Source organism: Arthrobacter sp. Y3225209 (assembly GCF_059090685.1).
The window spans coordinates 30,764-45,528 of record NZ_JBNHFW010000017.1 but is presented as its reverse complement, the minus strand read 5'-3'; the positions used below and the strand labels follow the sequence as shown (position 1 = coordinate 45,528).

The 14,765-nt window shown below is 65.7% G+C and carries 11 protein-coding genes; 7 read left to right on the top strand and 4 right to left on the bottom strand.

Translation table 11 applies throughout. The features are described 5' to 3' along the window. The first annotated feature begins 43 nt into the window (after positions 1 to 43). From AC5RVB_RS10800 to AC5RVB_RS10775, 6 genes are all read left to right on the top strand, one after another. On the top strand, positions 44 to 1,333 hold the full coding sequence (locus AC5RVB_RS10800) for a class I SAM-dependent RNA methyltransferase (protein ID WP_494142682.1): 1,290 nt from the start codon (positions 44 to 46) through the stop codon (positions 1,331 to 1,333). A gap of 287 nt (positions 1,334 to 1,620) precedes the next feature. Further along, positions 1,621 to 4,446 carry an aconitate hydratase AcnA gene (acnA, locus tag AC5RVB_RS10795; protein ID WP_494142681.1) on the top strand — a complete coding sequence of 942 codons (2,826 nt, stop codon included), beginning with the start codon at positions 1,621 to 1,623 and terminating at the stop codon, positions 4,444 to 4,446. Positions 4,447 to 4,620: 174 nt separating this feature from the next. Next, a complete protein-coding gene (gene dxs, locus AC5RVB_RS10790) occupies positions 4,621 to 6,594 on the top strand; it encodes a 1-deoxy-D-xylulose-5-phosphate synthase (protein WP_494142680.1) in 1,974 nt (657 codons plus the stop codon). A gap of 50 nt (positions 6,595 to 6,644) precedes the next feature. Next, complete coding sequence (locus AC5RVB_RS10785; protein ID WP_494142679.1) at positions 6,645 to 7,499, top strand: SDR family oxidoreductase; 855 nt, start codon at positions 6,645 to 6,647, stop codon at positions 7,497 to 7,499. Positions 7,500 to 7,548: 49 nt separating this feature from the next. Then, complete coding sequence (locus AC5RVB_RS10780; protein WP_494142678.1) at positions 7,549 to 7,866, top strand: hypothetical protein; 318 nt, start codon at positions 7,549 to 7,551, stop codon at positions 7,864 to 7,866. 39 nt (positions 7,867 to 7,905) lie between these two features. Next, a complete protein-coding gene (locus tag AC5RVB_RS10775) occupies positions 7,906 to 8,883 on the top strand; it encodes an aldo/keto reductase (protein WP_494142677.1) in 978 nt (325 codons plus the stop codon). A 322-nt stretch (positions 8,884 to 9,205) separates the two neighbouring features. Here the strand turns inward: AC5RVB_RS10775 and AC5RVB_RS10770 are convergent, their stop codons facing one another. Further along, positions 9,206 to 9,439 (bottom strand): hypothetical protein, encoded by a 234-nt coding sequence (locus AC5RVB_RS10770; protein ID WP_227902185.1) that lies wholly within the window; start codon positions 9,437 to 9,439, stop codon positions 9,206 to 9,208. A gap of 59 nt (positions 9,440 to 9,498) precedes the next feature. Next, positions 9,499 to 10,164, bottom strand: a complete 666-nt coding sequence (locus AC5RVB_RS10765) for a TetR/AcrR family transcriptional regulator (protein ID WP_494142676.1) — start codon at positions 10,162 to 10,164, stop codon at positions 9,499 to 9,501. 101 nt (positions 10,165 to 10,265) lie between these two features. Here AC5RVB_RS10765 and AC5RVB_RS10760 point away from each other — a divergent pair, with 101 nt between their 5' ends. Continuing rightward, positions 10,266 to 11,177, top strand: coding sequence for an SDR family NAD(P)-dependent oxidoreductase (locus tag AC5RVB_RS10760; RefSeq protein ID WP_227927996.1), 912 nt, complete (start codon positions 10,266 to 10,268; stop codon positions 11,175 to 11,177). 193 nt (positions 11,178 to 11,370) lie between these two features. Here AC5RVB_RS10760 and AC5RVB_RS10755 read toward each other — a convergent pair whose 3' ends face one another. Further along, positions 11,371 to 13,500, bottom strand: a complete 2,130-nt coding sequence (locus AC5RVB_RS10755; protein ID WP_494142675.1) for a 3-hydroxyacyl-CoA dehydrogenase NAD-binding domain-containing protein — start codon at positions 13,498 to 13,500, stop codon at positions 11,371 to 11,373. Continuing rightward, positions 13,500 to 14,714: a thiolase family protein gene (locus tag AC5RVB_RS10750; RefSeq protein ID WP_423723495.1), complete on the bottom strand. Its 1,215-nt coding sequence runs from the start codon at positions 14,712 to 14,714 to the stop codon at positions 13,500 to 13,502. Before AC5RVB_RS10750 ends, AC5RVB_RS10755 begins: the two co-directional genes overlap by 1 nt. Positions 14,715 to 14,765: the final 51 nt, after the last annotated feature.

Below are 14,765 nucleotides of genomic sequence, written 5' to 3'. Positions count from 1 at the left end.
TGAGATGGACTTTTAGGCCCCTTGAAGGAAGTACAGCCACACCATGTCGATTGAACTCACCGTAGAAGCACCTGCCCACGGCGGCCATTTTGTTGCCCGCCACGAGGGCCGCGTTGTTTTTGTCCGGCATGCCCTGCCGGGGGAGCGGGTCAGGGTCCGGCTGACGGAGTCCGGCGAGGACGCCAAATTCTGGCGTGCCGACGTCGTTGAGGTCCTCGAAGCAGCCGAGGGACGCCGCGAGCATTTTTGGAAGGAAGCGGACGCCCTGCGGGCCGCGGCGCGGGGAAAGCTGCCGGTGGGCGGGGCCGAGTTTGGCCACATTGACCTGGCCGTCCAGCGCCGGCTGAAGGCGGAAATCTTCGCCGAGCAGCTGCGCCGCCTCGGTGGAACCGATCTGGCACCGGAGGTGGAGCCGGCGCTGGATGAAAGCAGCGACGGACTGGGCTGGCGGACCAGGGTCAGCTTTTCCGTGGCAGCGGGCGGGCGCCTGGCCATGCACGCCCACCGTTCCGATGAACTGATTCCGGTTCAGGAAATGCCCCTCGCCGCGGAGGCCATCAACAGCCTGCACCTCTGGGAGACCGACTTCTCCGGCGTCGAACGTGTGGAGGTTGCCGCCCCTGCCGCCGGCGGCCAGCCGCTGGTCCTGCTCATCCCGGCCGCGGGAACCCACCCGCGCACCCTGGGCCGCATCGCCGGCAGCCTGCCCGACGGCGTGTCCGTGGCGGCGTGGAACCCGGAAAGCCATGAACTGACACGGCTCAAGGGACGGACCTGGGTACAGGAGACCGTGCTGGGACAGGACTACCGGGTCACCGGTGCCGGGTTCTGGCAGATTCACCGGTCAGCCCCGGAAACCCTGACGACGGCGGTCCTGGCCGGCCTCGATGTGCAGCCAGGGGACGCCGTCGCGGACCTGTACGCCGGAGCCGGACTGTTTACCGCTCCACTGGCGGGAGCTGCCGGGGCATCCGGGCGCGTCCTGTCCGTGGAAGGCTCCCCGGGCACCAGCCGGGATGCCCGCAAGAACCTCTTCGCCGCGCCCCAGGTCCAGATTCACCAGGGCCGGGTGGACAAGGTGCTCCGGGACGCCGGAAAGCTCGACGTCGTCCTGCTGGATCCGCCGCGCGCCGGAGCCGGAAAGACCGTGGTCCGGCAGATTGACGCAGCCGCCCCCCGGGTAGTTGGCTACGTATCCTGCGACCCGGCGTCGTTCGCCCGGGACCTGGGCTACTTCCGCAGCGCCGGGTGGGAACCCGAAACCCTGCGGGTATTCGACCTGTACCCGCACACCCACCACATGGAGTCCTTCGCGGTCCTCCGCAAGGCCTGAAACAGGCGCCCGCAGGGGGAATGGAAAATACGTCACGCCGCGTCGTGGCCTATATCTCCTGCGGGCGTCCCTGTAAAGGCTAGGATGGGAGGCAGTTGTCCAGTCCTGCGCCATTAAGGAAGTTTCCCGTTGTTGGGGGAAGCCGATACCCGGGCAGGGGGCCGTTCGGCAGGGAAATGAACCACCGGTTTCCCTCGCAGGTCCCTTTGAGTCGCTGTTAGGAATACCTAACTGGCGGGCAGTAGTGAGCTGGACAAAGATAACAAGGTGGCGAGAGGAGTCCTGTTATGACTAATGTGGACAGCTTCGGATCCAAAGGCGTCCTGGACGTTAATGGTTCCGAGTATGAAATTTTCCGGCTGAATTCCGTCGAAGGCGCCCAGAGCCTTCCGTTCAGCCTCAAGGTCCTGCTGGAGAACCTGCTCCGCACCGAAGACGGTGCAAACATCACTGCGGACCACGTACGTGCCCTGGCGCAGTGGGATGCAGAAGCAGAGCCCAGCACCGAAATCCAGTTCACCCCCGCCCGGGTGATCATGCAGGACTTCACCGGCGTTCCCTGCATCGTGGACCTGGCGACCATGCGCGAGGCCGTTGCCGATCTCGGTGGCGACCCCAAGCGCGTGAACCCGCTGGCACCGGCCGAAATGGTCATTGACCACTCGGTGCAGATCGATGCCTTCGGCAACGCCGGCGCCCTGGAGCGCAACATGGAAATCGAGTACCAGCGCAACGGCGAGCGGTACCAGTTCCTGCGCTGGGGCCAGACGGCATTCGATGACTTCAAGGTTGTTCCCCCGGGAATGGGCATTGTGCACCAGGTCAACATTGAATACCTGGCCCGCACCGTGATGACGCGTGAAGTTGACGGCGTCCTGCGCGCCTACCCCGACACCTGCGTCGGCACCGACTCCCACACCACCATGGTCAACGGCCTGGGCGTCCTGGGTTGGGGTGTTGGCGGCATCGAGGCCGAGGCAGCCATGCTCGGGCAGCCCGTCTCCATGCTCATCCCGCGCGTTGTCGGCTTCAAGCTCACCGGTGAGATCCCCGCCGGCGCCACCGCCACCGACGTCGTCCTGACCATCACCGAAATGCTGCGCAAGCACGGTGTTGTCGGCAAGTTCGTGGAGTTCTACGGCGAGGGTGTTGGCGCTGTGCCGCTGGCCAACCGCGCCACCATCGGCAACATGAGCCCGGAGTTCGGTTCCACGGCCGCGATCTTCCCGATCGACGACGTGACCCTGGATTACCTGCGCCTGACCGGCCGCTCCGAGGAGAACGTAGCCCTCGTGGAGGCCTACGCCAAGGAACAGGGCCTCTGGCACGATCCGTCCAAGGAGATCAAGTACTCCGAGTACCTCGAGCTGGACCTGTCCACCGTGGTTTCCTCCATCGCCGGCCCGAAGCGGCCACAGGACCGCGTGGAGCTGACCAACGCGAAGGAGCAGTTCCGCAAGGACCTGAAGAACTACGTCCACGAGACCGTTGAGGCGGAAAACGGCACTGTCGACGAAACGCTGGAAGAGACCTTCCCGGCCTCGGATGCTCCGTCCTTCAACGCCAACGCCACGCACGTCGAGGATCACCAGCACGACCTGGTTGCCGAAGCCGATGCCCCGGCCAAGCGCGCCAGCAACTCCGTGCCGGTCACCATGGCGGATGGCCGCAGCTTCGAGCTGGACCACGGTGCCGTGACGATCGCCTCGATCACCTCCTGCACCAACACGTCCAACCCCTCCGTGATGATGGCCGCCGCCGTGCTGGCCCGCAACGCGGTGGACAAGGGCCTGGTCTCCAAGCCGTGGGTCAAGACCTCCGTGGCCCCGGGCTCGAAGGTTGTCACGGACTACTACGAGAAGTCCGGACTGATCCCGTACCTCGAGAAGCTGGGCTTCTTCGTGGTCGGCTACGGCTGCGCCACCTGCATCGGCAACTCCGGTCCGCTCGAAGAGGAAATCTCCGACGCGATCAATGAAGCCGACCTGGCCGTCACCGCGGTGCTCTCCGGTAACCGCAACTTCGAAGGCCGCATCAACCCGGACGTGAAGATGAACTACCTGGCCTCCCCGCCGCTGGTAGTCGCCTACGCCCTGGCCGGCACCATGGACTTCGACTTCGAGAATGACCCGCTGGGCCAGGACGAAGCCGGAAACGACATCTTCCTGAAGGACATCTGGCCGAACCCGGTTGAGGTCCAGCAGATCATCGATGCCTCCATCGATAAGGAAATGTTCTCCAACAGCTACGACACCATCTTCGAAGGTGACGAGCGCTGGCAGTCCCTGCCCACTCCCGAAGGTGCAACCTTCGAGTGGGATACGGAGTCCACGTACGTCCGGAAGCCCCCGTACTTCGAGGGCATGAAGGCACAGCCGGAGCCCGTCTCCGACATCGAGGGCGCCCGCGTCCTGCTGAAGCTGGGCGACTCGGTCACCACCGATCACATCTCCCCGGCCGGCTCCTTCAAGTCCGACACCCCGGCAGGCAAGTACCTGCTGGAGCACGGTGTGGCCCGCAAGGACTTCAACTCCTACGGCTCCCGCCGTGGCAACCACGAAGTCATGATCCGCGGTACCTTCGCCAACATCCGCATCAAGAACCAGCTGCTCGACGGCGTTGAAGGCGGTTTCACCCGTGACTTCAGCCAGGCCGACGCTCCGCAGGCTGCCGTTTACGATGCCGCGATGAACTACCAGGCTGCCGGCACCCCGCTGGTCGTCCTGGCCGGCAAGGAATACGGTTCCGGCTCCTCGCGTGACTGGGCCGCCAAGGGCACCGCACTGCTGGGTGTCAAGGCTGTCATCGCCGAGAGCTACGAGCGCATCCACCGCTCCAATCTCATCGGCATGGGCGTCCTTCCCCTGCAGTACCCGGCCGGCGTCAACGCCGAGTCCCTGGGCCTGACGGGTACGGAAACCTTCGCGGTTGAGGGTGTCACCGAGCTGAACAACGGGAACACTCCCAAGACTGTTCGCGTCACGGCCACCCCCGAAAACGGCGAAGCCATCACCTTCGATGCGGTCCTGCGCATTGATACCCCGGGTGAAGCCGACTACTACCGCAACGGCGGCATCCTGCAGTACGTGCTGCGGCAGATCTCCGCTAAGTAGCAGCAACCAGCACCATTGTCAGGACCCCGCGTCCCCGATCCGTCCAACGGGCGGTCAGGGCACGCGGGGTCCTGATGCGTTGGTGGGGGAACCGCGCAGTGCACACTGGGCGTTAGAGTTAACCATTGCGACGGTGTGCAGTGCCGCCGACTACGACTCAAGGGAGGCACCCTGTTGGGACTTCTGGAAACAATCCGGGACCCTCGGGACCTCAGCAGGCTTTCGCTGACACAGCTGAAGCGGCTTGCTGAAGAGATCCGTTCGTTCCTGATCACCAACGTGGCACAGACCGGCGGCCACCTCGGCCCGAACCTGGGCGTGGTGGAACTGACCATGGGCATCCACCGGGTCTTCGATTCGCCGCGGGACAGCATCGTCTTTGACACCGGCCATCAGTCCTACGTGCATAAAATCCTTACCGGCCGCCAGGACTTCGGAACGCTGCGGCAGCAGCACGGGCTTTCCGGCTATCCGTCCCGCGCGGAATCCGTGCATGACATTGTGGAAAGCTCGCACGCCTCCTCGTCCCTGTCCTGGGCAGACGGTATTTCCCGGGCCCGGCAGCTGAACGGCGAGAGCGATCGCTACACCGTGGTGATGGTGGGCGACGGCGCCCTGACCGGCGGCATGGCCTGGGAGGCACTGAACAACATTGCGGCGGACCAGCGGCGCCGCGTGGTGATTGTCGTCAATGACAACGGCCGATCCTACGCGCCGACCATCGGCGGCCTGGCTGACTACCTGGCCTCGCTGCGCCCCACCATTGACGCCGTGCGCACGCACCACGCCTACGAGAACACCCTGGGCTGGTGGCGGGACCGGCTGCAGCAGGGCGGCCCCGTGGGCCGTTTCACCTACCGCAGCCTGCATGCCGCCAAGAAGGGCATCAAGGACTGGTGGTCCCCCCAGGGCCTCTTCGAGGATCTGGGCATGAAGTACGTGGGCCCCATCGACGGACACGATCTCGACGCCGTCGAACGCGCACTGCTCAAGGCCAAGAACTATGCCGGTCCCGTGATTGTGCACGCCATGACGGAGAAGGGCCGCGGCTACGCGCCTGCCCGCGCCCACGAAGCTGACCAGTTCCACGCCGTCGGCATTATTGATCCCGAGACCGGCGCACCGGTGGAACCGGGCGGCAAGGAATCCTGGACCTCCGTCTTTGCGACGGAGATTGCCCAGATAGCCGACGAGCGTCCGGACATTGTCGGTATCACCGGCGCCATGCTGATCCCCGTGGGCCTGCACCGTTTCGCGGCAAAGCATCCGGACCGCGTGTTCGACGTCGGCATCGCCGAACAGCATGCCCTCACCTCGGCGGCCGGCATGGCCTTCGGCGGACTGCACCCCGTCGTCGCCCTGTACGCCACGTTCCTGAACCGTGCCTTCGACCAGCTGCTGATGGACGTTGCCCTGCACAAGGCCGGCGTCACCATTGTGCTGGACCGTGCCGGGGTGACCGGACCGGACGGCGCCAGCCATCACGGCATGTGGGACATGTCCATGCTGCAGATTGTGCCCGGCCTGCATCTGTCCGCACCCCGGGACGCCACCCGCCTGAAGGAGGAACTGCGCGAAGCCGTGGCCATCTCGGATGCGCCCAGCGTGGTGCGGTTCTCCAAGGGCACCGTGGGCCGCGATATCGACTCAGTGGAGCGAACCGCCGACGGCGTGGACATCCTGGCCCGCCGGCACAGCGGCGACAGCTCGAACGACGTCCTGATTGTGAGTGTGGGGGCCATGGCCGGTATGGCCCTGGACGTAGCCGAGCGGCTGGACGCGCAGGGCATCAGCTCCACAGTGGTGGATCCGCGCTGGGTCTTGCCGGTGCCGCGGTCAATCATCCGCCTCGCCGGGGAGCACCGGATCGTCACAGTGATCGAGGACGGCGTGCGGGCAGGCGGGGTCGGTTCGCGGATCCGGCAGGAAATGCGTGCCGCCGGGGTGGACACCGCCCTGAACGAAGTCGGCCTGCCGGTCGAGTTCCTGGACCATGGCAGCCGCGGTGAGGTGCTTGAGCGGGTGGGACTGACGGCCCGGCAAGTTGCCAATGACATTGTCGCCCAGGTCCTGGGCACGAAGGTCCCGTTTGCCCGGCCCCTCCCGGGGCAGGAAATGCCCACAGGGCAGGTGCCCAAAATCCAGTAGCCGTGCAGGGACCCGTTAGCCGGGTCAACGGAAAAAGGGGTGTGAAAGCCATGGCCGATAACGTTCCAGCCCTCGCCGTCACGGGCGCTACCGGCGCCCTGGGCGGTGCCGTTGCCCGGCTGCTGGCCGAGTCAGGGGTGCGCCAGCGGCTGCTGGCCAGGCACACGGCCCGGCTGCCTGAGCTGCCGGACACCCCGGTCTTTGCCGTTTCCTATCTGGACCGCGCGCAGGCGGTGAGCGCGCTGCGCGGCGTCCATACGCTCTTTATGGTGTCCGCAGCCGAAAGCCCGCACCGAGTCGAAGACCAGCAGACCTTCGTCGACGCCGCGGCGGAGGCCGGGGTGGACCACATTGTGTACACCTCCTTTATGGGTGCCGCGCCGGACGCAGTGTTTTCCCTGGCCCGGGACCATGCGGCCACCGAGGAGCACATCAAGGGCAGCGGCATGTCCTGGACGTTCCTGCGGAACTGCCTGTACCAGGATGTCCTGCCCACCTTCATCCAGCCGGACGGCGTCATCCGCGGGCCCGCCGGCGACGGCCGGTTCGCCCCGGTGGCCAGGACCGACATTGCACGCACCGCCGCCACAATCCTCCTTGCCCCGGGGGAGCACCGGAACCGCACCTACACGCTCACCGGACCAACGGAGCTCAGCATGGCGGAAGTCGCGGAGGTCCTGACCCGCGTCACCGGCAGCCATGTCGGGTATGAGAACGAAACCTATGAGCAGGCAATGGCCAGCCGGCTGCAGGGGCATGCCGCCCGCTGGCAGGCGGAGGCCTGGACTAGCAGTTACCAGGCCATCGCCGCCGGCGCGCTCGGCCCGGCGACCCCGGACATCGAGCGCCTCACCGGTACGGCTCCGCTGGCCTTTCAGGATTACCTGCTGGCCGGCCGTTACTGAGCGTAAGGAAGACTGGGTGGCACGGCTCTCAGCGGATAGTCTTGGAGGCATGACTGATGGATCTGTGCCGGACATCCGCCGCTTTCTCGCCGAATGCACGGTAAGTGACCTGGACGAGGATGAAGCAACCCCCGTAGCCGATCTGTACGGCATGTACATCATCTGGAGTGAGCAGCAGGGTACGGACCCGCTGGCAGTGCAGGCCTTTTCCGCCGCTGTCCGCGAGGAAGGCATCGAAGCCGAGCGCCGGCGCAGCGAGCAGGTCTACACCGGCCTGCTGCCCACCGGAGCCATCCCCATCCAGTACATCCTCGAAACCGACAAGGCGCCCGGTCCCAACAGCGGACTGGACATCTTCCCGGCATAGGACGCGGGCTCCGTCCCGGGCGGGTATAGCGTAGCTTCCATGACTTCTTACAACAGACTCGGAAACTCCGGCCTGACCGTGTCGACGGTAGGGCTGGGCTGCAACAACCTCGGCCGTCCGGGAACGCCCACGGAATCGCAGGAGGGGACCGACGCCGTCATCAACGCCGCGATCGACGCCGGTATTACGCTTTTTGACGTTGCCGATACGTATGGCCGGACACCGGGGCTCAGCGAGGAAATGCTCGGCAGGGCCCTGGGCTCCCGGCGCGAGGACGTGGTCCTTGCCACCAAGTTCGGCATGGACATGCAGGGAGCCAACGGGGCCGACTTCGGTGCCCGCGGATCGCGCCGCTACATCGTGAAAGCGGCGGAGGCGTCGCTCCGCCGGCTGAACACGGACTGGATCGATCTCTACCAGTTCCACACCCCGGACCCGCTGACGCCGATCGAGGAAACCCTCGCTGCCCTGGATGATCTGGTCACCAGTGGCAAGGTGCGGTACATCGGACACTCGAACCGTGCCGGCTGGCAGATTGCCGAGGCGGAATTCGTGGCCCGGATGGGCGGCTACACGCCGTTCATTTCCTCGCAGAACCACTACAACCTGCTGGACCGCCGGGCCGAGCTGGAAGTTACTCCGGCGGCTGAGGCGTATGGTTTGGGCGTGCTGCCCTATTTCCCGCTGGCCAACGGCCTCCTCACCGGAAAGTACAGCAATGGCCAGGCACCCGAGGGGAGCCGGCTCACGCACTCCCGGACCAATCTCCTCGAGAACGCCGATTTTGAGCAGCTGCGGGAGTTCGGCCGGTTCGCCGCCGAGCGCGGCCTCACCGAGGTGCAGGTGGCCTTCTCCTGGCTCGCAGCGCAGCCATCCGTGGCCTCCGTCATTGCCGGTGCCACCAAGGTGGAGCAGGTGCAGCAGAACGCCCAGGCCGCGGATTGGGTGCCCTCGGAGAAGGATTTGGAAGAACTGGACCGGATCTTCCCGAAGACGCCGAAGGTTGCTTTGTTCTAGGGTTCGCCCGTTTCGTCACCGTGGGTGCGTGGAGGGTCCGGAACGGCGGCAACGAAAATTCCTGCTCGCAGAGCTCGCAGAAATTATTAAAGCCGCCTAACCCGGATCCTCCGGCCCCTTGCGGGCGCCTACTCCGGCCCCTTGCGGGCGCCTACTCCGGCCCCTTGCGGGCGCCTGCGCGCGCCCACTCCGGGCCCTTGCGCGCGCCTACTCCGGCCACTTCGGGCAGCCCCGATGGTGGCGGGGCGTTAGTCCGGTTTCCACTTCGGTGGCGTCTAGGTAGGCCTGGAAAGACATGCTCTTGCCCCTGGGACTCTGATGGCTAACGGTCAGTGTTCCTTTGCCCGCGCCAATAATCGTCACGCTGCCGGAGGGCAAGGCGTGCCAGCAGGGTGACGAAGGCCCCTGCCAGTGCCAGCGACAGACCGGCCATCAGCCAGTTCCAGGGCTCGTCAAAGGGTAGGAGAATAACCAGCCAGAAAGAAACACAGGCACTAAGCAGCAGCGCAACCATCCGTTTGGCACGCTTCTGCGACCATGCCGGCTCCTGGCTCATGGAGCGAGATTAGCGCCGGGGCTGTGTCCTGACCAGAGCAAACCGCGCGCCTTGCGGGCTCACGCGCGCGGCAATACCCCAACGAGCGCGGAGGTGAAAGCCATCTGCAGCGCGTCCTGCAAATCCACGTTCAAAACACCCAGATCGGGCTCCTCGGCGTAGGCGGCAAGCAGGGTGGGCGGGGCAGGTACGTAGGACGAGAGGGCGCCGGCCGTGATGAGGCTCATCAGGCAGAATTGTTGCGCAGCGTCACCAAGCTCGGGCAGGTGGCGACGGATCAGGCCCGTCATGGTTTCCAGCCGGGCCAGGGATGACCGCTTATGGCGCTTCGCCACCTCCACCGAGATGTTGCGTTCCAGGACACCGCCCTGCGCACCGAAGAGGTCGCACAGCGCCGGACGTGCGCCCAGGGAACGGCTGAGGATGTCCGCCAGCTGATCCGCGCGGGTCTCCGGTGCCTCCGACGGCTCAATCGCTGCTGTCAGTTCCTCTGCCAACCCGGCAAGCCACGTCCCCAGGAAATCATCGAGCAGTTCGAGCAGCACCGCTTCGCGGGACTCGAAATATCGCAGGACATTCGACTTGGCCAGCCCCACCCGCCGGCTTAGCTCGTTGAGGCTCACCTCGGCTACCGGCATTTCCTCCAGCATGGCAGCCGTGGTGTCCAGGATCGCCCGACGGCGGGCTTCCTTCTGTTCTTCGCTGCGTGCCCGTTGGAAAGTCACGGCCCCAGCCTAACTTATAGACCGGCGGTCTATTGACTTCAGACCACCGGTCTTTTAGCGTCGTCACCACGTAACAGACCTACGGTGTTTGAGGAGCTGGAATGAACGGCACATGGGATGAACAAAACGTCCCCGATCAGCGGGGGCGGGTGGCGGTAGTGACTGGCGCCAACACCGGGCTGGGCTTCGAAACTGCCAAGGTGCTTGCTGAGCACGGTGCCACGGTGGTCCTGGCGGTGCGCGACCTGCAGAAAGGCAAACAGGCGGCCGCGGGCATTGCCGGCGACGTGACGGTCCAGGCGCTGGACCTGACGTCCCTGGATTCCATCCGGTCCGCTGCCGAGAGCATCAGGGCTGCCCACCCGCGCATAGACCTGCTGATTAACAATGCCGGGGTGATGTACACACCCAAGCGGACCACGGCGGACGGCTTCGAGCAGCAGTTCGGTACCAACCACCTTGGGCACTTCGCCCTGACCGGGCTGCTGCTGGACCGGCTGCTGCCGGTGCCCGGCTCGCGCGTGGTGACGGTCAGCAGCACGGGCCACCGGATCCGTGCAGCCATCCATTTCGACGATCTCCAGTGGGAACGCTCGTATAACCGTGTGGCGGCCTACGGCCAGGCCAAGCTCGCCAACCTCATGTTCACCTATGAACTGCAGCGACGGCTGGCCTCCTACGGCACAACCATTGCGGTGGCCGCCCATCCCGGCGTGTCCAACACCGAACTCATCAGGAACACACCTGCAGCGCTCCGGATTCCGGTCTCCTGGCTCGCTCCTGTGCTCACCCAGACGCCGGCGATGGGCGCCCTCCCGACCCTGCGTGCGGCTACCGACCCGAACGTCACCGGCGGCCAGTACTATGGTCCGGGCAACCGCTCCCAGACGCGCGGCTTCCCAAAGCCGGTCACGTCCAGCCCTGCCTCCCACGACCAAGCGATCCAGCAACGCCTCTGGACCATCTCGGAGGAACTCACCGGAGTAACCTTCCCTCTGGCACCACGGACCTGACCCGGCGAGCGTTACAGACCCGCCCGGTCGCTCACGGGACGATTAAAACGAGAGCGCCGGACGGACCGGGTTAGGCGGCTTTAATAATCCTTGCGAGCTCTGCGAGCAGGGATTTTCGTTGCCGCCGTTCCGGTCCGCCCGGCGCGGACGCGAGGCGCGGACGCCCGGCGCGGGCGAAACCTAAGGCGAAAGGCTAAGCAGCCACAGCCGCCTCATGGAACTTCTTGCCGTTGACCCGCTCGGATGCACCGACGCGGTCCAGGTACGGCGTGATGCCGCCCAGGTGCATCGGCCAGCCGGCGCCGAGGATCATGCACAGGTCGATGTCTTCGGGACCTGCCACAACACCCTCTTCGAGCATGAGCCCGATCTCCTCGGCCAGGGCGTCCTGCGTGCGGCGCAGGACTTCCTCGGAGGTGGAGGGGGTGGTGCCGAAGTCCAGCATCGTCAGGGTTTCCTCCGGGATGTATTGGTTGCCGTTCTCGTCCTTCTGCCACAGGGACTTGATGCCGGCGTCGATGATCTTCTGCGAGTTCTTGGAGAGCCAGAACCGTTCACCGAAGGCCGAGTGCAGGGATTCCTGCACGTGCTGGCCCACCGGCAGGCCCACGAGGGCCAGCAGGGTGAACGGGGACATCGGCAGGCCCATGGGGCGCAGGGCGTTGTCCGCCGTGGCGGCGTCCGTGCCCTCGTCAAAGACTCGGGTGATCTCACCGAACATGCGGCCCAGAATACGGTTCACCACAAAGGCGGCCGCATCCTTGACCAGCACAGCGGTCTTCTTCAGCTGCTTGGCGAGGACAAACGCAGTGGCCAGGACGGCGTCGTCGGTCTTCGGAGCACGGACAATCTCCAGCAGCGGCATCACTGCCACCGGGTTGAAGAAGTGGAAGCCCACCACGCGCTCGGGGTGCTTGAGGTCTGCTGCCATCTCCGTCACCGAGAGCGAGGAGGTGTTGGTGGCCAGGATGCACTCGGGGGAGACCACGGCCTCCACCTCGGCGAAGACCTGCTTCTTGACCGACATCTCCTCGAAGACGGCTTCGATGACGAAGTCGGCGTCGGAGAAGGCCTCCTTGGACACCGAGCCGGTGACCAGCGCCTTGGTGCGGTTGGCGGCGTCGGGGGAGATGCGCTTCTTGGCAAGGAGCTTGTCCACCTCGGCGTGCACGTAGCCCACACCCTTGTCCACGCGCTCCTGGTCGATGTCCGTCATCACCACGGGAACCTTCAGCTGGCGTGCGAAGAGCAGGGCGAGCTGGCTGGCCATCAGGCCTGCACCGACCACGCCCACCTTGGTGACCGGACGGGCAAGCTTTTTGTCCGGAGCACCGGCGGGACGCTTGCCGCGCTTCTGCACCAGGTCCAGGAAGGCGTAGACAGTGGAGCTGAACTGCGGCGTCTGCATCAGTTCGGCCAGGGCGTCGCACTCGGCTTCGCGGGATTCCTCGCGCGTCCAGGTTTTGCCGTTCTCCAGCAGGTCCAGGACCTTGGCCGGCGCCGGTGCGGCGTTGGAGGTCTTGGCCTCCACAAAGGCGCGGCCCTTGGCGACGGCGGCGTCCCATGCCTCGCCCACGGCAGCCGGCTCGACGGCATTGGGCCGCTGTACCTGCTCCTCGCCGGTGATAACGCGAGCGGCCCAGGTGAGGGACTGCTCCAGGAAATCGGCCGGCTCGAACAGGGCGTCGGCGATGCCCAGGTCATAGGCAGCTTTGCCATTCAGGGTGCGGTTGTTGCTGAGCGGGTTCTCGATCATCACCTTGACGGCGTTCTCGGGCCCGATCAGGCGCGGCAGCAGGTAAACCCCGCCCCAGCCCGGAACCAGGCCGATAAAGGCCTCGGGCAGGGAGATCGCACCGGCGCCGGTGGACACCGTGCGGTAATCGGACTGCAGGGCGATTTCCAGCCCGCCGCCCAGTGCCACACCGTTGATGAAGGCGAAGCTGGGCACACCCAGGCTGCCCAGCTTGGCGTACACGTCGTGCCCCAGGCGGGCCATGGCGTAGCCGGCTTCGAAGTCGGAGATGCCCTTTACCGCGGACAGGTCGGCACCGGCCACCAGGTAGAACGGCTTGCCGGTGACGCCGACGCCGACAATCTCGCCGGCCTCGGCGCGCGCCTTGAGCTCGTCCAGCTTTTCACCGAGCTCGAGCAGGGTGTTCGGGCCCAGCGTGGTGGGACGGGAGTGGTCGACGTCGTTGTCCAGGGTGATCAGCGCGAAGGTGCCGGCGTTGCCGGGCAGCTGGACGTCCGAGACATACGAGTGGGTGACAACCTCGGTGGGGAAGAGGCCCGCGAGGCGCTGGTAATCGGGAGCTGACATTACTTCGTTGCCTCCGTGGAATCGGTGTTGTAGTCGGGGTGGTTCGGGTTTTCCCAGATCACGGTGGCACCCATGCCCAGGCCGATGCACATGGTGGTCATGCCGTAGCGGACGCTCGGATCTTCCTCGAACTGGCGGGCCAGCTGGTTCATCAGGCGCACGCCCGAGGATGCCAGCGGGTGCCCGACGGCGATGGCTCCGCCGTAGCGGTTAACCCGGGGATCATCATCTGCAATGCCGAAGTGGTCCAGGAAGGAGAGCACCTGGATGGCGAAGGCCTCGTTGATTTCGAACAGGCCGATGTCCTCAATGGACAGGCCGGTCTGCTTCAGCACCTTTTCGGTTGCGGGAACCGGTCCGTAGCCCATGACCTCGGGCTCGACGCCGGCGAACGCGAAGCCGACCAGGCGCATCTTCACGCCCAGGCCGAGCTCCTCGGCAGCTTCGGCTGAGGCGAGCAGGGCGGTGGTGGCGCCGTCGTTCAGGCCGGCAGCGTTACCTGCCGTGACGCGGCCGTGGGCGCGGAACGGGGTGCGCAGCTCGGCCAGGTCCTCAACCGTGGTGCCCGGGCGCGGCGGCTCGTCCACAGTGTTCAGGGTCCAGCCGGTGCCGGGCTTCTTGGTGGCAACCGGTACCAGGTCAGGCTGGATCTCGTTGTTGGCGTAGGCCTTGGCGAGCTTCTCCTGGCTGGCGGCGGCGTACGCGTCAGTGCGTTCCTTGGTGATGTTCGGGAACCGGTCGTGCAGGTTTTCTGCGGTGTTGCCCATGTTCAGGGCGGCCGGGTCCACCAGCCGCTCGGTCATAAAGCGGGGGTTCGGATCGGCGTCCTTGCCCATCGGGTGGTTGCCCATGTGCTCCACGCCGCCGGCGATGACGACGTCGTAGGCGCCGAAGCCGATGCCCGAGGCAGTGGTGGTCACGGCGGTCATGGCGCCGGCGCACATGCGGTCGATGGCGAAGCCGGGCACTGTGCGGGGCAGGCCCGCGAGCAGCGCGGCGGTGCGGCCGATGGTCATGCCCTGGTCACCGGACTGGGTGGTGGCGGCAATGGCTACTTCGTCGATCCGTTCCGCGGGGAGGGAGGGGTTGCGGCGCATCAGTTCACGGATGCACTTGACCACCAGGTCGTCTGCACGCATTCCGGCGTAGATGCCCTTTTCACCGGCCTTGCCGAACGGAGTCCGTACTCCGTCTACGAAAACTACGTCCCTGATCTGCCGTGATCGGCTTTGTGGGCTCACGTACTTACTCCTCTTTGAGATATG

Coding starts and splice junctions, on each gene's coding strand:
- AC5RVB_RS10800 (WP_494142682.1), top strand. CDS start 44: ATGTCGATTGAACTCACCGTAGAAGCACCTGCCCACGGCGGCCATTTT.
- acnA (WP_494142681.1), top strand. CDS start 1,621: ATGACTAATGTGGACAGCTTCGGATCCAAAGGCGTCCTGGACGTTAAT.
- AC5RVB_RS10785 (WP_494142679.1), top strand. CDS start 6,645: ATGGCCGATAACGTTCCAGCCCTCGCCGTCACGGGCGCTACCGGCGCC.
- AC5RVB_RS10780 (WP_494142678.1), top strand. CDS start 7,549: ATGACTGATGGATCTGTGCCGGACATCCGCCGCTTTCTCGCCGAATGC.
- AC5RVB_RS10775 (WP_494142677.1), top strand. CDS start 7,906: ATGACTTCTTACAACAGACTCGGAAACTCCGGCCTGACCGTGTCGACG.
- AC5RVB_RS10770 (WP_227902185.1), bottom strand. CDS start 9,439: ATGAGCCAGGAGCCGGCATGGTCGCAGAAGCGTGCCAAACGGATGGTT.
- AC5RVB_RS10760 (WP_227927996.1), top strand. CDS start 10,266: ATGAACGGCACATGGGATGAACAAAACGTCCCCGATCAGCGGGGGCGG.
- AC5RVB_RS10755 (WP_494142675.1), bottom strand. CDS start 13,500: ATGTCAGCTCCCGATTACCAGCGCCTCGCGGGCCTCTTCCCCACCGAG.